Genomic DNA, 22,066 nt, shown 5'->3' with positions numbered 1-22,066 from the left:
CGTCACAGCAACTCGCCTTTTGCCTACGGCAGGGCTCAGACACTCTGTGACGCCCAAATCGGGATTCCAACCTTTACTCTTTGAATCCAGCTTACTCTGCCTTATCCACCAGCACGGCAATAGCACCATCGCCGGTAACGTTACAGGCGGTACCAAAGCTGTCTTGTGCCATATACAGCGCTATCATTAACGCGATAGCTGCATCGCCAAAACCCAACATAGAACCGAGTAAACCTACGGCTGACATTACCGCGCCGCCGGGTACGCCCGGTGCGGCTAGCATCACTACACCCAGCATAAAAATAAACGGCAGTACGGTTAATAACGACGGCATCTCCAGGCCATTTACCATAGTAACAACGGCCATGGCGCAGGTAACGATAGTAATAGTAGAGCCTGATAAGTGAATAGTGGCGCACAGCGGTACGGTAAAGTTGGCTACATCTGGCTTAATACCGTTGTTTTTAGTGGCTTGCAGTGATACCGGAATAGTGGCAGCACTGGACATGGTACCCAGCGCGGTAAAGTAAGCCGGCATCATATTTTTAATCAACGCAAACGGAGACTTGCCCGCTTTAATGCCAGCAAGGGTATACAGGGTAATAATCCAACACCAGTGCATAGCAACTGCTAGCACCAGCACAATGCCGAAGGTTTTTAGTGTTGCGAATACCGTGCCCGCTGCTGCCATTTGAGCAAACTCACCGGCGATATACAGTGGCAAAAACGGAATAATCACTTTTTCCAGCATCAATTGGATAACATCACGGCCTTGATCAGATAACTGTTTTAGCTGCTGTGACTGTGTTGCAGCGATGCCTAAACCAAAAATAAATGCCAGCGCCAGCGCCGTCATTACGCTGATAGCTGGCGGAATGTCCATTTCAATAAAAGCAGTTAAATGCACTACTTCATTTGATATTGTGGCTGAATTGGCGCTGGTTAGCATGGGCACTATGACGCTGGCAACCAAAAATGCCAGTGTGCCTGCAGTTACGGTTGATAAGTAGGCAAAACCTAGAGTACGGCTTAGTAGTTTGCCCGAGTTGCGTGGTAAGGCAGCTATACCGCTGGTGATAAAAAACAAAATGAGTAATGGTACAGTGAAGAACAGTAACTCACCAAACAGGCCTTTAAAGGTAATAAGTAGTTGAGTGAGCCAATGTGGTGCATATAAACCACACAGCATGCCTAGCACGATGCCGGCAATCAGTTTAAGGATCAAGGACATGGTTTTTTCTCGTTATGTTGTATAGGTTCCCGTGAACGCGTTTGAGCATATCACAACTTAAATGTTGTGGCTGCTTCACCGCGACGGTGCCTTGCTGGTCGGCGCTGTTTCACGTGGAGCAATAAGCGCAAATGTCATACCAGAGGAGCAGGTTTGCCAAACAGGTAGCCTTGAAAAAAATCGCATTCTAAAGCAATCAGCGCTTCATATTGTTCTTGTTGCTCGACACCTTCAGCTACCACTTTAAGCGACAATGCTTTTGCCATAGCAATAATGGTTTTAACAATAGCGTAATCCGTTTCTTGTGTTAAAAACGCTCGCACAAAAGACTGATCAATTTTAAGGACATTCATCGGAAGCTTTTGCAAATAATAGAGCGATGAGTAGCCGGTGCCAAAATCGTCAAGTGAAAACAGGATGCCAAGTTGGCTGAGCGCGTCTAATTTTTTTCGCGTGTTTTCAAGGTCATCATTGAGCATGCTCTCGGTAATTTCCAGCTCAAGTAGTGTGGGGTCAATACCACTAGCAACGACAATATTGCTGACCAACTCTACAAAGTCTTTACGGGCTAACTGGCGCTGGCTAACATTAACAGCAATAGAAAGCGCTTGTCCCTGAGACGAAAGTTTATTAATTTGCTGACAGGCATTTTCTAATACCCAGCTATCAATGTCGATGATAAGGCCTGTGCTTTCTGCCAGCGGAATAAAACTATCTGGGCTAACCAGGCCAAATTCAGGATGCTGCCATCTTATCAGTGCTTCATAGCCAATAATTGTTCCGAACGTATTCACTTTGGGCTGATAGAACACCTGAAATTCTTGTTTCACTAACGCTTGTTTTAAAGCTAGCTCCATCTGCTGGCGCCGTTTTAATGTTTGCTGCATTTGAGGTTCAAAGAAAAATAGCTGGTTGCGACCATTTTCTTTGGCATGGTACATCGCCAAATCTGCTGAAGACATCAGCTCGTCTACGGCATTGGTGTTGTTATTAAATAAAGCAACGCCAATACTGGCAGTGATACTATATTGGTGGTCTTTAAGCATGAAAGGTTTACGAATTTCGTCCAGTATCTTATTGCCAAGCTCTTGCGCACTAAGCGCTGCGGCGGTGCTATCTGTGGTTTGCAATTTGGCGAGTAAAATAAATTCATCACCGCCCGGCCGCGCCAGTATATCGTTGGTTCTGATGGTTAGTTGCAGTCGGTCAGCAAGCTGACGTAACAGTTCATCCCCAAACGAGTGGCCTAAGCTGTCATTTAGACTTTTAAAATGATCTAAATCGATAAAAAATAACGCCGAAAATTGCCCGCTTCGCTGATTTTCAGATTGGGTGTTCACTATGTCATCTAACAATAAACGTCGATTGGGTAGGTGTGTTAACGGGTCATAAAACGCTAAACGGTGTATCCTCTGCTGATCGGCCTTTGACTTGCTTATGTCGTTAAAACTGGCGATATAGTGCGTAACTTGTTGATTATCATCTTTAAGTGCATTGATGATCACATGCTCTGGAAAGACTTCACCATTTTTACGCCGGTTATAAATTTCGCCGCTCCACACATCAAATTCATGAAGCGCTTTCCATAGTCGCTGGTAAAACAGTTTATCGTGTAACCCTGAACTGAGTACGGAAGGGGTTTTTCCAACAACTTCTGCTTCGCTGTAGCCGGTGATGTCAGTAAACGCGGGGTTAACCCGAATAATGCGTTGCTCTGGATCGGTAATCATAATCGCTTCACGCGTATGAAACGCCAGCGCATTGAGCTGTTCTGAAGCAAGTAAGTTTTTTTGTGCAGAAATATCACGCACAGATAAGATAAAGCGTTGCACCTCAGCACTATTGGGTTTAATGGCGGCAATCACCTGAAACCAAACTGGCGTATCAATACTGTCTCCGTTTAAAGCGCATTGATATGTGTCTGAGCAGCCTTTTCTGTGTGCCGCTTGTTCAATGGCTTTTAGCAGGGTGTTAGCGATATCTGGCGGCAACACGGTTTTGGCCTGGTGTCCGATGAATTGTTTTGATGCGATGTTTACATTGCTGTCTGGGCGAGAATGTATGCGGTGTAAAATACCATTTTGGTCTATATCCAGCAGGATATCCGGTGTTGCGGACAGGGTCGCGGCGAGCTCTGCTTTAGAGCGCAGTAGTTGTGCGTAAGGCGCCGCCAGCGTTTCGTAAACCAGTGCCCGGTATAAAAATAAGAACGAAATCAACTTGAGCAAATGACCAATAACATTATAAAAATCATTTACCTGGTTGTATAACGTGAAGCAGAGCTCACTAAATATTGTGGTCAATACTGCAGCCAATAGAGCTGGTGCATGAAAGGCTCGGCGCAAATGGCGATAGCGCACAATCAGGAAAACGGTGAGTGCGCTGATAATAATAACACCGTACTCTACAATAATTTTGAAATGGGTAAGTCCACTGTCTTCCAAATAGGTGTGCGGTATTGTCTGCGGATACTTAATAAACCAATAGTGGCACGAGACGACAAGAACTATTGCCGTTATCAGCATCAGGTAATACTGTTTTAAGCCGGTACTTTTATCTGCAACTGGCAATACAACAAAACACAGTGTTGTCGCAACGAGCAAGCGTGCAACAAGCCAAAAGTTAATGGCTTTTTCCGTCGAGTTTTCGTTGAAATATGCCGGCATGCCAGGAAACGACAGCAAATGTGCCAGATCCAGCCAGAATACGGCAAAAAAGGCACAGGCAACGACTGCCCCTCTGAGAGTCATTTTAGCAAGTGCTTGCTCTCTGATAACAGCAAATGTCATGCCGGCAAGCACCACAGCAATAACTTCCAATATCGTATGTAACGGTAAAAAAACGTTATAAGCTATTTGTGGTAACGCTCTATCTAATAGATAGGGCACTAACTTGACTGCCAACACAACCAGCAGAATTAATATGGTGGCTATTATCGGTAACGACTTTAAAGAAATCCGTTGCGGCTGATCTGGGTTAGGCAATAGCGTATACCATGTCAAAAGGGATTGCATTACTGCAAGAATAGGCACTTTAGGTGTTTATTCAAGTGTCTAGTTATAAAGATTAGTAGAAGAAGTGATATAACATAGTGGTGAAAAACGTGTATTAGCAGGCAATATTTAGGAGAGTGTATGAGATTGGTATCATTAATTTTATTGCTACTGTTAGTCAGCTGCAGTCAATTACAGCAAATGTCGACATACTCTGTATCAGCAGCAGATCTTGAACAGATATTGCGCCAGCAAATACCAGGATTAACGCGGCAGGCAAATGTGGCGGGTATTCCGCTCAATATGAAAGTGGATACCATGCAAGTGGATATCGGCCCGGACAATTCTGACCGTGTACGGGTTAATACCGGCGCTACGGCAACATTATCGTTGTTCGGTTTGAGTTACCCGGCTACGCTGCAGCTTGATGTTGAAGGAGTACCTTATTACGATGGCACAGAACAAGCCGTGTATTTACGCTCGGTTAAGCTACTGGACTCCAGCATTGAAGCGTCTGGCTATCGCGGTAATCTGGCGCCGGTCAGTAATGAGCTGTTGCAGCTGGTAAATGGTTATTTAGCCAATAACCCGGTGTATAAATTGGATACTACTAACCCGACGGTAAAGCTGCTCACTGCAGTGCCGCTGAATATGGCGGTGCAGAATGGCCGTATCAGTTTTACACCGGCTAAAAACTAGTGCATAGGGCGCGGGTAGTGTTTTGCCAGGTGCGGTGACACAAAATTTCAAGCAAAAAACAGGGGTGGCATAACCCACCCCTTAACGTGCAAGACAAGTAAAACAACGACCAGAGAAGCCCGTCCTGGGGCTGGTAACCACAATCAGTCCGTTGACGCTGAAAACTATAATACAACCCACATGTAAATGCAAATAGTTTTCATTTACATGCGAGTGATTAAATTGCATAGCTGATTCTTTTTTGCACACGTTGTGGTTATAATACGGCTAAGCGGTTGATATGTAGAATGTTGTTTATTTTTTGTTGCATATTTGTGTTCGTTTGGGAAGGGAATTCTTGCGATGTCATTTTTTGGTTTTTTAGTTACCGCCTCCCTCATTCTTAATGGTTTACTAACCATCAAACTTTATCAACAATCAGTACAATGCCACTTATTGTTTATCGCTGCGGCAATAGATTTAATTGGTCGAAAGTAAGCCGCATTTATTAACGCTATAAAGCACTAATGCTGCTCGGGGCTTTGTCACGGGCTAGTGAATTTATGCTGATTAGCATGATAGAAGTTTAACAATAGTTGCGATGATTGCCTTTTCATTGAAACCAAGAGGTTGTTTCTGTGGTTTTATGTATTAAGCGGTCAACGGTACTGATAGTTTTTGGCAATATTTTATGAATGGATGTGATATGAGATTTTGTGTATCCCGTATTTTGTTTGTTAGTTTTACCGTATTGGCGTTCAACGCTTCTATTGTGGCGGCGAAAACGGCTGAGCAGGTACTATGGGACAATGCCCTGGCGTCTTTCGATGTCGCCCAGCAGAGTCTGGCGCGCAGCTTCAACAATGAAGATGTGTCTCGTATTTTGTCCGCAGAATGTGATTTGGAATGGACTAACAAGCATGAAGTGGCGGCATTAGAGGGCCAATCTTCATCCTTAAGTAAAAATTACGGGCTGGAATTGCGGGGTGGATATACCAGCAGCAATATAGAACAACGCGCCGACAATGATGATGGCAATACTTACATGGAGTTGTCTTGGGACGTATTGCGCAACGGTTACCTGGACAACCAATATAAAGCCACTGATTTTCGTCGTCAGGCAGCAATTCAAGCCCTGTCTGGAAAGTTGAAAAAACATGAATTCAACTATCAATGCCGTCGTTACAACGTAGCAAAACACTTTTCGGGTATGCAGGCCTATCTTAACGCTATTAAACTCGAGTTTATGGAGTCAGTTTATCGCGTCGAAAAAGACGCCTATTTTTCCGGTGCGAGTTATCTTGATGAGCTACTGATCTCAGAAGAGGACATTCTATTAGCGCGGCAAAATCTGGCACGCTTAAATGCGGATCCTTATTGGCAAAAAAGCCTTGAGAGCCTGGTGAACCCACCTTCTATTGATGTCGATTTAGCGGCCCTGCTAAGCCAAATTCGTGAGAATAAAGACTTTGTTGAAATTAGCCGGCTAGAGCGTTTGCGTATCCAGGACAAATACCAAAGTGATGAATCATTTTTGGCAGGCAGCCGGTTTAGGTTGTTTCTGAGAAAAGAATTTGATCTGGCCAGAACGGGTAATGATGAGCTTGTTGCTGGTTTAAGGTTTCAGTTACCGCTAACGTTTGGTTCAGCTGCTTCGCAAACTGAATCACGTCTAAATCAACTGGAAAATGATCTTTCACACGAACATTGGGAGCTTATTGCCCGCACGCGTGCAGCCTATCAATCATTGCAAGAACAGTTAGAGCGCACGACAACGCAGCAATACCGTCTGTTACGAGCGCAAGAAAGAATGCGTCGGGTGTTAAGTTACGCCACGTTAGACGTGCCATTGGACATTGCTGCAGTCAATGTACGCTTGAAAAACTATCTTGATGCGGCGATCGAGCTTATTCAGGTAAAAGAAGAATTGTACCGGCGTGTGAATGAAATGTTTTTGGTATCGCGAGTCGAATACAGTGATAAGTTTATAAAAATTAACGCGCTAAATGAAACAAATCACCGTTCTCGCCCTGGGCAACGATCAGCCTATATATGGTCAGAAGAGTTTAATCGCTATTCTAACCAAGAGCTTTTTGTTTTACTGCAAACCAAAGCCATAAAGCATGCTGTGATTAGTGCTAGTGATAAGGTAAACCAGGCCAAACTATTTCAATTTCTTAAAGAAGCTGACCGTTATCAGCTGCAAGTAAGTCAATTACTTGGTGAGGGGCATTGGGCATTGCCTGAGAATCATCAACGCGCTCTCGCTGCTGTCGAGGCGCGTAGCCAGTACGGTAATTCCATTCACCTGGATATTGAGCCGCATATGTTAGCGCAGTACCAACAGGATAAAGTTGCGGTGCTAAATGACTACATAGCCCTGTTAGCGTCGATACGTTTGCGCAATCCTATGCTTAATTTATCAATTTCCGTACCGCACCATTGGCCTCGGGAAGTGTTGCTGTCGTTAAATGACTATGTCGATCAAGTGTATTTGATGGCGTATGAAACAACCGATCTTGACCAAATCAGTGCCAGGATAAAGCAGGTGCTGTCATCTATTCCAATGGATAAACTGGTTGTTGCCCTAAGAAAAGAAGAATTTAGTGATGAGTTGCAGCTTGAAAACGCAATAGAAACACTCAGCCAGTCGACCGGGGTGACACAATTTGCTGTGCACAAACTTGGTATTTTTACGCAGGAGTAGCCAGTGAAATTATATAATCGCAAAAGCCTTATTAGTGCTGCGCCAGAGGGGCAGCCGTCTCCGTCGAGTAAATCCAGCATTACGCAGTGGATCTATTTTATCTTGGTAGCCTTGATGGTTGGCTACTTAGTTTATTTGTTACTGAAGCCTTACTACATGATTGAAGCGCAAGGCTTGGTCGATGTTGAGGTAAAAGAGATTGTCGCCGAACGCTCTGGCGTGTTACAGGATGTGTTTGTTGGCCTTAATCAACCGTTTAAAAAAGGCGAGCTATTGGCCCGCATCGCAGCAGAAAAACAATGTTTGCCTGAAGATAACGCGCAAGCTGACAAGCTTGGCTATGACATGGATGTACTGGCAACTGACATTAAAGCTCTGCAGCAAGAGCTAAACTATGTTGCTGCAATACAGCAGCCGTCAACCGGTATGTTACGTGCGCTGGAAGTAAATGCCTCTCTGTTTCAGGCGCAGCAGAAAGAGCAACAAAGCGTGCAACAAGCACAGCAAAAATTGAAATTAGACATTCAGCGGGCGAAAGACAAGCTAGCCATCATGGCGGCGCGGCGTCAGAGTTTGCAGCTTGCCTTTGACGATAAGCCTGTAGCCGCAGATTGTACGGCAAAAGATGTATGGGCATTTGAAGACGGTACCGTAACCGATATGCGTGTGACGTCTCAAACTTATGCCGAAAAAGGTCGGCCAATTTTGAAATATTTATCAGCCGATGCCAAAGCGCGAGTGGTATTCCTGGCGGATGCTAATTTGTATCGCTCTTTTGCAAAACAGCCGCAATTGGTTGTTACGTTTCCTGATGGTGCTGAAAGTCTGGCGCGTATTGCCCAAATTGAGTCTATTGCCAGCCAGGTAAGTGGCAATTTAAATGATCTGCTCGGTCTGGATAAAGTTTCGTTGAGAATGGTTTTGGTGCCTATGGATCCTGCTGATAATGCGTTGTGGCGCACGTTTGAAAGGTTACCGGTATCTGTTCGAGGTGTAAGATGAAAAAAAGTCCCTTTCAGTTTATTTTTGCAGAAACTAATGCTGTATTACTAGAGCACAGCATAACGTTGTCGCAACTCGAACAAATTAACTGGCAGCAGGTATCCTTCCTGGTTTTGGATGCCACCAATTTGTCTGCTGCTTATGCCGCTCTGGTTCAGTTACGTCAGCAGGCTTTACCGCAGGTTTATTTGCGCCCCATTGTGTTTGTTGCAGCTAAAGGCTCCCGGGAAGGCTGGCAATGGCAAGCGGCAGACGCAGTGATTGAGAAAGATACAGACCATGCCATTGATTGGTCTGTCTGGTCAGAACAGCTTGAAGGTATCAACCGCTGGATCGACACATTGCCGGTCATTGCTGGTGCTGTGGATGGTCATTTACCCGTCAGATTACTGCGCTTGTTGGCCAGTCGGCAAATTGATGCGGCGCCTTTGGCCTCAGCCGACATCTGCACTGGCTTTATTTATCCGTTGTTGCAGCCCTTATTTACCAAGCAAGACATGGGCGCAATACAAATGCTGGCGTTTCTTGAAGAGCAAAGGTTGTTATCACCCACGCTGTTTGAGCGTGCCCATTTCTGTCCCCATTGCGACAGCGCATTTTTGAATTTTAAAGAAACATGTATTGAATGCGGCTCGCAGGACTTAGATGTTGTCGAGCTGGTGCATCACTTTAAGTGTGCGTTTACTGCCGATATTTCCCGCTTCAAGCGCGGTGGTGACAGCCTGGTATGCCCCAAATGTGATAAGCAACTGCGACACATAGGTGTTGATTACGACAAACCATCAGTGGTTAACAAGTGTCGTGTTTGCCAGCATGTTAGCCAAGACGCCAATGTGATGGCTAAGTGCTTTAGTTGTGGCTGTTCAACAGAAACAAAATTCCTCGATCTTCGGAGGGTAAATCGTTATCAACTGACATCTGTCGGCCTTAATGCCGCGTTCTACGGCCTGCAAACCTACTTTACCAACATATTGGAAGAAGAGCTGCAGCTGGTATCATTACGCGAGTTCGAATTGTTTGTCAGCATTGAAACCGCCCGCATTGCACGTTACGGCAAATCACAAAGTGCCTTAGCTATTGTGCGTTTGATTGGGTTAGATAAGATTCACTTTGAGCTGGGTAGTAAATCAAAACAAGTATTCTCTGAACTTGCCGGTATTTTTAAGGCAGTGCTCAGAGATACCGACGTGGTAACGGCTTATAACGAGAGTGTGTTCGCTATATTGATGACCGAAACCAGCAAGGACAAAGCAGACCTGGCGTTGAACAGACTAAATAAAGCCGTGGAGCGTTTATTTAGTGAAAACCTTGATAGAACTCTGGACATGCAAATACAGGCCGTCAATGTTGAAGCAGAATTGCAAGTAAAGCAGACGTTGGAACAGTTTTTAAATAATTGAGGTCGTATTTTTGCTTGAACAGGCGTTTGTATTTTTTATCAATCTGGATGCATGGCAGCTACTAGGCTATTTCTGGCCATTTTTTATGCTGGATATGGTGCGCTATGTGCTGATTGAAGGGGTGGTGCTGCTGTACTACCTGCCGAAGCGAAAGCGCATGGCGCCGCGTTATGCTGCGGCAAGACGGCGGCTTTTTAAAGAAAAGCCGCTGATTTCGATTATTGTGCCGGGTAAAAACGAAGGTCGCTACTTACCTAAGTTGGTGCAAACGTTACGCAACCAAAGCTATCCCTTTTTCGAACTAATCGTCGTAGATGACGGCTCAGACGATACAACACCACTGATATGTCGTGAACTTGAGCGTCAGGGCTTAATCGATTGCTTTATCCGAAATGCTATTCGGGGCGGAAAAGCGTCGGCTGCCAATACTGCACTGCAATTCGCTAACGGTCCTTATATTGTTCACATTGATGCCGATTCACACATGGCAACCGACGCACTGGAAAATATAATGTTGCCGTTTTTGATGGACGATGAGGTCGGTTGTGTGGGTGGCGATGTGCGTGTGGCAAATTACAGTGATAGCTTTGCCACACAAACTCAAGGTATTGAATATACAAAAAGTTTGATGCTGGGGCGTACGGTTGCCTCGCAACTGGGTATCTTGCGTATTGTTTCTGGTGCTTATGGCGCATTTCGTAAAGATGTGTTGAATAAGATCCACGGTTGGGACGTTGGCCCTGGGCTTGATGGTGACATTACGCTAAAAATTCGCAAGCTAGGATATAAGGTAGTGCATGAACCTAGCAGCGTATGCTACACCAATGCGCCGAAAAACTTTTGGCGCCTGGCAAAGCAACGTTATCGCTGGGACAAATCGATGATCCGTTTTCGCTTACGTAAGCATCGGGATATTTTGCTACCTTCAGCCGAATTTAAATGGAGTAACTTTATCTCAGTCGTAGATAATTTGTTCTTCAATTTACTGTTAGATATAAAGTGGGTTATTTATTTTTTCCAAATTGTACAGCTAAGCTCGGCTTATATCGCTTTTCTTTTAATCATTAATTATGTGTTCTACTTCTTAGCAAATTTAGCGCAATGGTTATTTTCAATAATTATGCAGCGTAGCTTGGGACATAAGCCAAATTATAAATCTGTAATGTTTGTCCCGTTGATGCCGATATATACAGGTACATACTTAAGATTGGTACGTACCTTTGCATATATTATGGAATTGTTGCATAAAAGTTCTTATGTTGATAAATGGAACCCGTGGAAAGTATCTAAGATTGCAAAGCGCAACAAACTGTAGGATAATTGAACAGTCATTATCTAGTCTCCCTATTTTTAACAATGGATAGTTAAAATGAAAAAAGTTTTAATTGCTTGTCTTCTGAGTTGTTTGTCCCTTGGTGCAAACGCCGGGATCATTAATGTAGACACCTCCAAGTGGTCTGCTGTGGTTGGTCCTTCTAATGACCGAAATACCGGTACTTGGGTAGGTTTAAAAAGCCAGGCACCAGAAAAGAGAGGCAATACCTCTGGCGCATTAGTCAGTGATTTTCAGCTGTTCGGCGACTTTTTGTTTAGCGGATTCTTCTCGCCAACCACTGTTGATTACGATGACAATGATATCGTGGGCTTGGTGTTTGGCTGGCAGGACGAGCAAAACCATTACCGTGTGGGCTGGAGCCAGACTCAGCGTGCTGGTACTAATGATGATCAATCGTATAGAGATATCACTGGCCGCACCGGTTTATATCTAATCCGTGAAGTTGGCGGTGTATCAAATACATTGTTTAACATTAGCGACTTGTTTTGGGAAGATAATACAAGCTATGGCTTTAATGTAAGCCGCCAGGGTAGTCAGCTTAATGTTAACTTTGGCACAGAGACGTTTAGTCTGGAAGATTTAACGTTCACCAGCGGCCGGGTTGGCGTTTATACTGAAAGCCAGACAGCTCGCTTTTGGCAGTTAAGTGCCAGTACACCGCCGTTAGATGTGTCATCGGTTGCCGAGCCTGGTGTAGTGGTATTTATTTCTGGTCTGTTTCTTGTTGTAGCAGCGTCGCGGCAGTCACGCAAACAGCGCGTGTCAGCACAAGCTTCGGTAGCGGCCGCTTAACAGCCTCCACGTATTCGTTGACCCGCTTTACTAAAGCACATACCTAAATAGGTATGTGCTTTTTTGTTTTCCAGCGCTTCAGCTCTGCGCTAAGACAATGCCATGCCCGAGGATGTCTCTCCTTTTGCTATTTACTTAAAGGTATTTTTTCTGTTGCAGGATCAGTTTATAGCATTCATATAGTTGAATATTACATTTGCGGATATAAGCAAAGTCCTCATAATTAACAAATAGTATTGAGTATGGCTTTGTAGAATGCGTAGAGTGATGGCAATTTTCACTAGTTTAGTGTTTCTACTTTGCAGCTGGCATTGTGCTGCTGGTATTGCTGTTACACCCGCTTATGCCCGTTTTACCCATCTCGCCGATAGCCAAGCTATTTCGCCATTTGCAACCAGTATGCTGCAAGATAAACAAGGATTTCTCTGGTTGGGGACGCATCATGGGTTGTATCGGTTTGACGGCGTAACCTTGCAGCATTATCCGGCGGACAGTACTAAGGCCGACCGCTTATCGTCAGGTTGGATAACCAGCTTATTAATGGATAGCGACGGTATTTTATGGGTGGGCACCCGTTATGGCGGTTTAAACCGGTTTAACCCTTCGACCGAACAGTTCAGCCGGTTTAACTGGCCGGATGCCGACAACAGCGAAATTACCGCCTTGGTTGAAGATAACAACGGCACGCTTTGGGTAGCCAGTTATGGTGGTGGTGTGGCTACGCTGGCAAAAGGCGCTGGCCAGCTAAAACGCTTTTTACCAGAGCTGTTGGTTGATTTTCGTTACATTAATCACTTATCCGTACGAGACAATCGCCTTTATCTTGCGTTGGGAGAAGCACCACAGCGCAGGCCAGGTAATGAAGTGTCTGGTTTAGTACGAGTAGACCTTGCGAGTTCAACTGTAACGCATTGGCATAGCCGAAATTCAAATTTACCGGTAGATCACATCACCCGTTTACATTGGATGCCGTCATCAGAGCTTTCCCTTACGACCTTTGGCGGCGGTATATGGCTGCTACAGCAAGATGATATATTGCAAGCGTTCACGGCGCCTGCTGAACTGAATCAAAGCCAACTAACCGATATCCTGACTGACTCATTTGGAGAGTTATGGGTAAGCAGCTTTGATCGTGGAGTTTGGCATTTTCAACCGGACACTGGCAAGTGGCGGCACTTTTGGCACGAAGGTTTGCTGCGGGATGGGCTGCAATCTAACGCTATTTTCTCTATGTTTCAGGATCAAGCAGAAAGCATCTGGTTTATCAGTCATACCGGCTTTAGCCAGTTAAGTGCTTTTGCCCGCCAGATCCAAGTGTTACCGGCAGCACCGGATAATGATCTCTTGTTAACCAGTAATGATGTCTTTGGGATTGATGCGGTAGCACCAGATCAAATATGGTTGGCTAATCGCGAGTCTGGCTTAGCACGCTTTAATCCGCATAGTGGGGAACTACAAAAATGGCCACTGCCGCGGTCAGACATGCCCGGCGCCGAACCAACGCTGGCTCGCGCGGTTAAAAAAGTGGCTGATGAAATCTGGTTAGGCACCGATCAGGGTTTGTTCCGTTTGCTGCCAGACAATAGCTGGACCTTATTACGGTTACCACTGCAGCGCCAGCCCCATATCAGTGCTATTTACATTGATCAGCAGCAACGCACATGGTTGGCCAGCCGCACCGATGGCGTATTTGTGTTAGATAATCGCTTTCGGTTGTTAAAGCATCTACATCTAAACAGCAATGGACAAGCACTGCCGTTTAACAGTATTACCGTGTTGTATGAAGACCAGCTAGGAGACATCTGGCTGGGTTCAGTTGACCAGGGCTTGGCAAGGGTTTCTGCTAACTTAGACAGTGTTGAGCGCTGGCAGCAAAATATGCCAACCGGCACCGGACTGGTTTACAACGGCGTACAGGCCATTATTGAAGAAAATGGCCATTTGTTTGTCCGGGCCGGCAATTTGCAGCACCGGGTGTTGCGCAGCAGTAAGCAGCCACGCCAGATAACGGGTATCAAAGCTTATCAGCAGCATGATGATGTTGATCAGGAGCTGAAGCAGGCGACAGCCTTTAATCTGATGTATCGCTTTATCTGGTCGGACGCTAACCAGGGCTTTATCCAACTTGGCGCCCGCCATGGCGTGCAAGAAGCTACCTGGATAGCGTCCAGCGCGGTAGCCTTTGGTAACGTGTACCGTGGCGGCCGGCAAGGGCTGGATATTTATCCACTGCAATTAGCGCAGCGGCAATTTCCAACACCACAACTTGTTTTGCATCAACTCAGTATGTTTAATCAGCCAGTACAGCCTGGGTTGAATATGGTGTTACCACAACCGCTAAGCCAAACCACACAGCTGATATTTAACCATTTGCAGGATATGTTTAGTCTGCATTTTACCGCGCCTGACTTTCTGCAGCCGCAACTGTTACAGTATCGTTACCGGCTAGAAGGCTTTGATCGTGATTGGCTGGCAGTGCATGATAATAACCGTGTTGCCACTTATACCCGGCTGCCACCCGGCCAATATAGTTTCTTGCTCAGTGCACGCTATCAAGGTGGTGACTGGCAGCAGCCACAATCACTGCAAATCAGCGTATTGCCGTCCTGGTGGATGACGCTGGGATTCCGTTTTATGCTGGGTATTGTGCTAGTTGGCACGGTAACCGTGGTTATCGTGTGGCGTTTTGCCAACGAGAGGCAGCTACGAGTGAGGTTGGAGCGCGAAGTGGCAGCCCGCACCGAAGAAATAAAGCAGCAGCATCAGGCGTTACAAGATTCATACGCTGAGTTAAAAAAAGCTCAACAGCAACTTGTGATCCAGGAAAAAATGGCGTCACTTGGTGCCCTTGTAGCTGGTGTCGCCCATGAAATCAACACGCCATTGGGTATTTGCGTAACCGCCGCCAGCCACTTACAGGCAGAATTAGACAGCATTACTTCGCAATATGCTAAAGGTGGTATGCAAAAGAGTGCTTTCGATCGCTTTTTACAGCGAGTGACCGATGGTGTGCGCATACTACAAAGTAATACCGGGCGAGCTGCAGATTTAGTAAACAGCTTCAAACAAATCTCTGTCGATCAATCCTACGATAGTGTGCGTAATATCGAACTTATCAGCTACATACATGATGTATTGTTGTCTTTGCAGCCACAGCTAAAAAAACGGGTTTGTCAGGTGAAACTTGACGCACCAGAGCAGTTACAAATGTATACCGACGCAGGCGCGCTGGCACAAATTATTACTAACTTAGTGATGAACAGCTTGCATCATGGCTTGCAAGATGTAGCGCAGCCGCAAATTGTTATCAGCCTGCAACAACAGCAGCAACAATTGCTTTTGCAATACAGTGACAATGGGTGCGGCATGTCTGCAACCGATTTGGCGCGTTTATTTGACCCGTTCTTTACTACTAAACGGCATCAGGGCGGCACCGGCTTAGGTAGCCATATTGTTTATAACCTGGTTACGGTAAGGTTTAATGGCCGCATAGAGGTTAGCAGCCCACCAGGGATGGGCTTGCAATACACAATCTGGCTGCCGCTACGAATGACAAAAGATTAATACCATAACTTGCAAAAAACGAAATAAGTATTAAAATAACTTTCGTTTTGAAACTTAATCGAAAGAAATGAATAAACGAAACACCCAACAACGCCGACATTTAATAGTCAGCCAGCTGCAGCAACAGGGCGAATTGTCGGTAGAGCAACTGGCCGCAAGGTTTAATACTTCGGAAGTAACCATCCGCAAAGACCTAACTGTGCTGGAACAAGCTGGTTTGTTGTTGCGCCGTTACGGTGGTGCTGTACCGGTACCGCAGGACTTTGTCAGTGACAGTAGCTTAGAAAAAGTTTCAAAGCGAAAGTTGGCGATTGCCAAAGCCGCCGCCAGCCTGATCAAAGATCACTACCGCATTATTATCGACAGCGGCCGTACTACTGCCGCCTTACTGCCTGAGCTGGCTGGCAAACGTGGTCTGGTGGTGATGACCAACTCACTGGCGATTGCCAATACACTGCGCGAGCTGGAAAACGAACCCACGTTATTAATGACCGGCGGCACCTGGGACCCACAATCCGAAGCGTTTCAGGGCCAGTTGGCCGAACAAATGCTGCGTAATTACGACTTTGACCAGCTGTTTATCGGTGCAGACGGTATAGATTTAGCCCGCGGCACCACCACCTACAACGAGTTATACAGTTTAAGCCGGGTGATGGCAGAAGTAGCTCGTGAGGTTATCGTGATGCTGGAATCTGACAAGCTGGGGCGCAAAATTCACAATCTGGAATTGCCTTGGGCGATGGTCAAAGTGTTGATCACCGACGAAGGTTTAGCCGTAGCTGATGCGGCACAAATTGAACAACAAGGCGTGCAGGTTATTCGGGTTCAGGCCTGAGTCAGTTGCGCGCGTTAATGTCTTAACATTCTTTTTTGGAGCAAGATTATGTGTGGAATAGTAGGCGCGGTAGCGCAACGTGATGTAGTCGATATTCTGGTAGAAGGCTTACGCCGCTTAGAATACCGCGGTTATGACTCAGCCGGCGTGGCAGTAGTAACCGAAGCGGGTGAGTTAACCCGCTTGCGCCGTTTAGGTAAGGTAAAAGAGCTATCTGATGCGGTAGCAGCGCAACCGGTTGCTGGCGGCACCGGTATCGCCCACACCCGTTGGGCTACCCATGGCGAGCCCAGCGAGCGCAACGCTCACCCGCATGTATCCAGCAACATTACCGTGGTGCACAACGGCATTATTGAAAACCACAGCCCACTGCGTGACGCGTTAAAAGCCAAAGGTTATGTGTTCACCTCAGACACCGACACTGAAGTTATCGCGCACTTAGTTGAAGAAGAATTAAAAGCCGCTGGCAGCCTGCTGGCCGCGGTACAAAAAACCGTTAAACAATTGCACGGTGCTTACGGCACGGTATTAATGGACAAAACCGATAGCAGCCGTGTAGTGGTAGCCCGCTCTGGTAGCCCGTTGGTAATCGGGTTAGGTATTGGCGAAAACTTTATCGCCTCTGATCAACTGGCATTGTTGCCAGTAACCCGCCGCTTTATGTTTCTAGAAGAAGGCGACGTGGCTGAAATTACCCGCCACAGCGTCAGTATTTTCGATAAAGACGGCAACGCGATTGAGCGTGAAGTGCACGAGTCGAACGTCAGCTACGACGCTGGCGACAAAGGCCAGTACCGCCACTTTATGCTAAAAGAAATTTACGAGCAGCCGCACGCGATTAACAACACCCTGGAAGGCCGATTAAGTGCCGATTCTGTGCTGGACGAAACCTTTGGTAACGGCGCGGCAGAGCTATTTAAAAAAGTAAAGCACGTACAAATCGTCGCCTGTGGCACCAGTTACCACTCCGGTATGGTGGCGCGTTACTGGTTAGAATCGCTGGGTGGCATTTCTTGCAACGTTGAAATTGCCTCGGAGTTTCGCTATCGCAAATCGTTCGTGCAGCCAAACAGCCTGCTGGTGAGCATTTCGCAATCAGGCGAAACAGCCGATACCTTAGCCGCACTGCGCTTAGCCAAAGAAGCCGGCTATTTGGGCAGCTTAACCATTTGTAACGTTGCCGGTTCATCACTGGTGCGCGAGTCTGACTTAGCCTTTATGACCCGTGCCGGTGCTGAAATTGGCGTAGCCTCAACCAAAGCCTTTACCACGCAATTAGTGGGTTTGGCGATGCTGACCATGGCCATTGGTAAGTACAACGGTTTAACTGCCGTGCAGCAGCGCGAACTGACCGATGCCTTAAAGAGCCTGCCTGCCAAGCTGGAGCAAACCTTGGCCTTAGCGCCGCAAATTGAAGCGCTGGCAGAAGAGTTTGCCGACAAGCACCATTCGCTGTTCTTAGGCCGCGGCGATCAATACCCCATTGCGATGGAAGGTGCGTTAAAGCTTAAGGAAATTTCTTACATTCACGCCGAAGCCTATGCCGCAGGCGAGTTAAAACACGGCCCGCTGGCGCTGATTGACGCTGAAATGCCGATTATTGTAGTAGCGCCAAACAACGAACTGTTAGAAAAACTGCAATCGAACGTCGAAGAAGTGCGCGCCCGTGGCGGTATTCTGTACGTATTCGCCGACGCCGATGCCAAGTTCCAGTCTGACGACACCATGCGGGTAATCAACGTGCCACACGTCGCCGACATCCTGGCACCTATCGTCTACACCCTTCCACTGCAGCTGTTAAGCTATTACGTTGCCATTATCAAAGGCACCGACGTAGATCAGCCACGTAACCTGGCGAAGAGTGTTACGGTAGAATAATTTACGGTTAAAAATATTAAGGCCATCAACAGTTTACTGTGATGGCCTTTTTTATTGTTTTTCCCCGGTTTGGCTCAGTAAATCAAGCTGCTACAATCAAAAATCCTGATAGTTACGGCAGTAAAAAATGACTACGTTATTCGAGAAAGCACTGGCGTCAAGTAAAAACCTGACTGCAGATGAACGAGCCAGGTTGGCGCATGCGCTGATTGCCAGCCTCGATCAGCAGCAAGACGACGATGCAGAACAGCAATGGCTGACAGCAACTGAACAGCGGGTGAGTGAAATTGAAGCCGGTTATGTAACTGGCGTTTCCTGGCAAGAGATTAAACAGCAGCTGGGTAAAGATCAGGCTAAATGACGCCGCTTAAGTTTCACCCTGCGGTTTATCAAGATATTGCCGATGCATACAACTGAATCCTGCATTTAAACCTTTTGCCCCTTAACCGCGACAAACCTGATTGTGTTGTTACTTACTAAGGAAAGGTTATGCGATTGTTCACTGTGCTTTTGTGTTTACTCTGTGTTTGGTGTGCTGTTCCTGCCGCTGCGGCGCAGCCGGTTAAAAAGGTGCTGATAGTGGCGTCTAACAGGGTTGATATGGGCGATGTTGAAAAGCATGAAGCCCGTAACGACTTGTTTGAGTTTGCCCCGCCTTACCATGTGTTTGTAAGCCATGGCTATGAGGTTGATTTTGTCTCGCCACAGGGTGGCGCAGTGCCCTTTATGCGCGACCCTTTGGGTATTGCCAGTTACACCATCAAGTATGAAAACTTTCAGCAAAAAGCCAGCAATTCACTAACACCTGCGCAGGTTAAACCGGAGCAGTATTGGGCTGTTTTTAGCGGTGGTGGCTATGGCGTGATGTTTGATGTAGCACAAAATGCCGAAATCCAGGCCATTATTGCCAGCATATACCAAGCGGGTGGCATTGTGGGTGTTGGCGGCCACGGTGCGGCCAGTATCGCCAATGTAAAGCTGTCTAGTGGTGAATTTTTAGTAAAAAGCAAAAAGGTGGCGAGCTTTCCTAATTCAACCGAGCTGGAAAAAAACTGGGCGAAAAATGGCACCTTGCTACCTTTTCTGCTTGAAAGCCGGTTACGCGACAATGGCGCTATTGCACAGAACAAAGAGACACTGGCGGATAAGCACGATGTGGTCATTGATCAACGTTTAGTATCAACGATGTTTTTACCCTCAGCTGCACTGGTCGCCAAAGAAATGATTATTCTGCACCAGCAGCAGGGTAATTAGCACTCAACACAGCGCTTGCTTCGACACTGCCAGCCACATAATCACCAGCACCGTAACAGGCAGCGTGATCAGCGCCAGATTGGTAAAAGCTTAATGGTAATACTGCACCAAGGCCTGCTGGCGCGGCGTTAAGGCCGCACAGGTGCGGCGTGCGGCAATTTTCGGTTTTCCTTCCATTTATCCTGTTGCGCGGCTAATAGCGGAATGGGCGCAACAGTTTTTAAGTCATAAACTGTGCGCCAGTTTGCTGACTTGCTTAAGCCAACGCTGGCGCTGCGACAGTGTCGAGCTGATCACCGGCCCCAACAGTAGGCTTTTTAGTGGCTTGATACCGCAAAATGCCAGCGTGGTACGGCTGATTTGATGCAAACCCGGAGCACCGTATATCCAGCGAAAGTACCAGGGCGGGGTGTCCATGGTCAGTAGCAAATGCGCGGTTCTGCCAGTCAGTAGCGGTTGCGGGTATTTTTTGTCGGGTTGGTACTTAAAGGCAAAGCCCGGTAGTAATACGCGGTCAAGAAAGCCTTTTAGCAAGGCTGGTACGCTGCCCCACCAAATGGGATACACCAGGCTAATATGCTCTGCCCACAGCAGATCGGCCTGTGCCGCTTGTAAATCCGGCTCTAACGGCGGTGCATTGTGATAGCCGGGGAATATGGGGTTAAAATTAAGCTTGTCCAGTTGTAGCCATCTTACATTATGCCCTGCTGCCGTTGCGGCATCGGCATAGGCTGCCGCTAACGCCTGGCCAAGCCGTTCGGCGTCGCTGTGCACGCTGATAATTAATACATTTTTACTGCTCAATTTGCTGCTCCGTTAGGTTAAGTTGTACCTGTCGGATAACAGCATACAGTCTGCCCTTTAGGGCAGAGTCAAGCGCAGGCCGTGACCGGTGGCTTTGGTACCAGGCTGGCGCACTGCATTATGTCTTGCATAGCCAGTTGCAGTTGCTGCTGCAATTGCTGCAGGCGCGTAATTTCCAATTGCACTGCTGCCTGTTTGTCTGCTAGGTGCTGCAATAATGCCGGCCAGTCCGGGTCATTAGCATCCGGGCCTAACACCTCGTTTAGTTCGGCCAGGCGAAAGCCCAACTGCTGTGCCTGACGGATCAGCATAATCTGGTTTAGCTGGTTAGCACTGTAATAGCGATAGGCCCCTTTACGCTGTACCGGCCCAAGTAAACCTAAGGTTTCATATAACCGTACCGCTTTTGCCGAAGCTCCGGTTTGCTTTACTACTGCGCCAATATACATTTGCACCCCTCACCACAGCGCTTGTTTCGACACAGCTAACCACATAATTACCAGCACTGTGGCGGGTAGGGTTAAAAGCGCCAGATTGGTAAAGCCTTTATGGTAAAACTGCACTAATGCCTGCTGGCGCGGTGTTAAGGCTGTACCGGCGCTACGCGCGGCGATTAGCCGCTTTACCTTCCAGTTACCCAGCCAGATATCGACAATCTCCAGCGGCACTATGATTAGCAGCACCAGCCATAGCTTGTGTTGCAGCCACGGCATGGCTATAAAGCCGTACATTAATGCCATAGTGGCGCCGCTTAGCAGCAGGCTAACTAAGGCGATATGTTCCAGCGTTAGCGTCCAGAAAAACACCCGGTACACTTTGGCCGTGGCGGGCGCTAGCTCGCCCTCTTGCTGCTGCATATAACGCAGTACCAGCCAGGAGCCAAGCGCCGGGCCTAACCACATTACCAGTGAGCCGAGATGAATTACCTTAAGCGCGGCGTACATGCGCGGTTCCCCATAATTTCCAGGCGATCAGCACAAACCAGCCGGTGCTGAGCACCATACTGGCGGCGGTAAAATACTCCGCCAGTTTCAGCTGCTGTAGCGCAATAGTAACCGATAACCCCAAACCGAGCAGCCAGGCAACAAGGCCCGGATAAAGCCACAATTTTAACGCCGGTTGCTGCTTTAACAGCGCCAGTGTCAGCAGCATGCCGCCGATATTGTATAAGCCGTTACCCAAAAAGCCGGTCAGGTGCATGGCCAGTACGTCGATAAACTGCAGCAAGGCCAGTTGCTCAATAGCGATATGCGGTATAACAAAGGCATACAGCGTTTCGGCCATCAGATCGGGCGCCATACCCAGTGCCACCAACAACACACCATACTGGCGGGCGGCACAGGGTTGCAGCTCGGTGGAGAGCATTACCGCAAACGCCAGTAAACTAAGCGCGGCTGCCATCCAGCTTAGCCAGCCCAGTTGCCATAGCAGCAGGTTGTTATTGATGTAATTAAGCCTGGTAGCAAGGTCATCACCTACCGGTAGGCCTGGTCGCATCGGGCCGTTCATCATAATGCAGGCAATAAAAATCAGCAGCGCAATAGACAGCGTGGCGTAAAAGTAGGATGGTTTAGTCATCTCTGGTCAGCACT

Annotated in this window: 17 protein-coding genes; 11 read left to right on the top strand and 6 right to left on the bottom strand. The window is 47.1% G+C overall.

All coding sequences use genetic code 11. The annotated features are described in order from the left end of the window. Window positions 1-91 precede the first annotated feature (91 nt). Window positions 92-1,231, bottom strand: coding sequence for a dicarboxylate/amino acid:cation symporter (locus I4W93_RS16780; RefSeq protein WP_205311944.1), 1,140 nt, complete (start codon window positions 1,229-1,231; stop codon window positions 92-94). Between the two features lie 134 nt (window positions 1,232-1,365). Next, complete coding sequence (locus tag I4W93_RS16775) at window positions 1,366-4,245, bottom strand: bifunctional diguanylate cyclase/phosphodiesterase (protein ID WP_368735634.1); 2,880 nt, start codon at window positions 4,243-4,245, stop codon at window positions 1,366-1,368. A 120-nt stretch (window positions 4,246-4,365) separates the two neighbouring features. Here I4W93_RS16775 and I4W93_RS16770 point away from each other — a divergent pair, with 120 nt between their 5' ends. From I4W93_RS16770 to I4W93_RS16720, 11 genes are all read left to right on the top strand, one after another. Then, window positions 4,366-4,923, top strand: a complete 558-nt coding sequence (locus I4W93_RS16770; RefSeq protein ID WP_205311943.1) for a YceB family lipoprotein — start codon at window positions 4,366-4,368, stop codon at window positions 4,921-4,923. A gap of 685 nt (window positions 4,924-5,608) precedes the next feature. Beyond that, entirely contained in the window at window positions 5,609-7,609 is a 2,001-nt protein-coding gene (locus I4W93_RS16765) for a hypothetical protein (RefSeq protein WP_205311942.1), read from the top strand. A 3-nt stretch (window positions 7,610-7,612) separates the two neighbouring features. Beyond that, on the top strand, window positions 7,613-8,611 hold the full coding sequence (locus I4W93_RS16760) for an HlyD family secretion protein (protein WP_205311941.1): 999 nt from the start codon (window positions 7,613-7,615) through the stop codon (window positions 8,609-8,611). Then, window positions 8,608-10,011, top strand: coding sequence for a TackOD1 domain-containing metal-binding protein (locus I4W93_RS16755; protein WP_205311940.1), 1,404 nt, complete (start codon window positions 8,608-8,610; stop codon window positions 10,009-10,011). Before I4W93_RS16760 ends, I4W93_RS16755 begins: the two co-directional genes overlap by 4 nt. A 10-nt stretch (window positions 10,012-10,021) precedes the next feature. Further along, the gene (locus I4W93_RS16750) at window positions 10,022-11,326 is read left to right on the top strand and encodes a glycosyltransferase family 2 protein (protein ID WP_205311939.1); all 1,305 of its coding nucleotides are present in this window, start codon (window positions 10,022-10,024) and stop codon (window positions 11,324-11,326) included. A gap of 54 nt (window positions 11,327-11,380) precedes the next feature. Further along, window positions 11,381-12,139, top strand: coding sequence for a hypothetical protein (locus tag I4W93_RS16745; RefSeq protein ID WP_205311938.1), 759 nt, complete (start codon window positions 11,381-11,383; stop codon window positions 12,137-12,139). A 267-nt stretch (window positions 12,140-12,406) separates the two neighbouring features. After that, window positions 12,407-15,703, top strand: coding sequence for a sensor histidine kinase (locus I4W93_RS16740; protein WP_205311937.1), 3,297 nt, complete (start codon window positions 12,407-12,409; stop codon window positions 15,701-15,703). A gap of 67 nt (window positions 15,704-15,770) precedes the next feature. Next, the gene (locus I4W93_RS16735; protein WP_205311936.1) at window positions 15,771-16,538 is read left to right on the top strand and encodes a DeoR/GlpR family DNA-binding transcription regulator; all 768 of its coding nucleotides are present in this window, start codon (window positions 15,771-15,773) and stop codon (window positions 16,536-16,538) included. A 48-nt stretch (window positions 16,539-16,586) separates the two neighbouring features. Further along, window positions 16,587-18,416: a glutamine--fructose-6-phosphate transaminase (isomerizing) gene (gene glmS / locus I4W93_RS16730; RefSeq protein ID WP_205311935.1), complete on the top strand. Its 1,830-nt coding sequence runs from the start codon at window positions 16,587-16,589 to the stop codon at window positions 18,414-18,416. Window positions 18,417-18,543: 127 nt separating this feature from the next. After that, window positions 18,544-18,777 (top strand): addiction module protein, encoded by a 234-nt coding sequence (locus I4W93_RS16725; RefSeq protein ID WP_205311934.1) that lies wholly within the window; start codon window positions 18,544-18,546, stop codon window positions 18,775-18,777. A gap of 128 nt (window positions 18,778-18,905) precedes the next feature. Next, complete coding sequence (locus I4W93_RS16720; RefSeq protein ID WP_205311933.1) at window positions 18,906-19,670, top strand: type 1 glutamine amidotransferase domain-containing protein; 765 nt, start codon at window positions 18,906-18,908, stop codon at window positions 19,668-19,670. 225 nt (window positions 19,671-19,895) lie between these two features. Here I4W93_RS16720 and I4W93_RS16715 read toward each other — a convergent pair whose 3' ends face one another. The 4 genes from I4W93_RS16715 to I4W93_RS16700 all read right to left on the bottom strand — a co-directional run bounded on the left by I4W93_RS16715 (window position 19,896) and on the right by I4W93_RS16700 (window position 22,052). Then, window positions 19,896-20,474, bottom strand: coding sequence for an NAD(P)H-dependent oxidoreductase (locus I4W93_RS16715; RefSeq protein ID WP_205311932.1), 579 nt, complete (start codon window positions 20,472-20,474; stop codon window positions 19,896-19,898). Window positions 20,475-20,542: 68 nt separating this feature from the next. Next, window positions 20,543-20,923: a MerR family transcriptional regulator gene (locus I4W93_RS16710; RefSeq protein ID WP_205311931.1), complete on the bottom strand. Its 381-nt coding sequence runs from the start codon at window positions 20,921-20,923 to the stop codon at window positions 20,543-20,545. Window positions 20,924-20,932: 9 nt separating this feature from the next. Continuing rightward, on the bottom strand, window positions 20,933-21,418 hold the full coding sequence (locus tag I4W93_RS16705) for a DUF2269 family protein (protein ID WP_205311930.1): 486 nt from the start codon (window positions 21,416-21,418) through the stop codon (window positions 20,933-20,935). Beyond that, window positions 21,402-22,052, bottom strand: coding sequence for a hypothetical protein (locus I4W93_RS16700; RefSeq protein ID WP_205311929.1), 651 nt, complete (start codon window positions 22,050-22,052; stop codon window positions 21,402-21,404). The genes I4W93_RS16705 and I4W93_RS16700 overlap by 17 nt, the downstream gene beginning before the upstream one ends. Window positions 22,053-22,066: the final 14 nt, after the last annotated feature.

The sequence above is a fragment of the Rheinheimera maricola genome, from assembly GCF_016918075.2.
Taxonomy (GTDB): domain Bacteria; phylum Pseudomonadota; class Gammaproteobacteria; order Enterobacterales; family Alteromonadaceae; genus Alishewanella; species Alishewanella maricola_A.
Note: the sequence above shows the minus strand (reverse complement) of the source record. Positions and strands in the feature narration are given on the sequence as shown.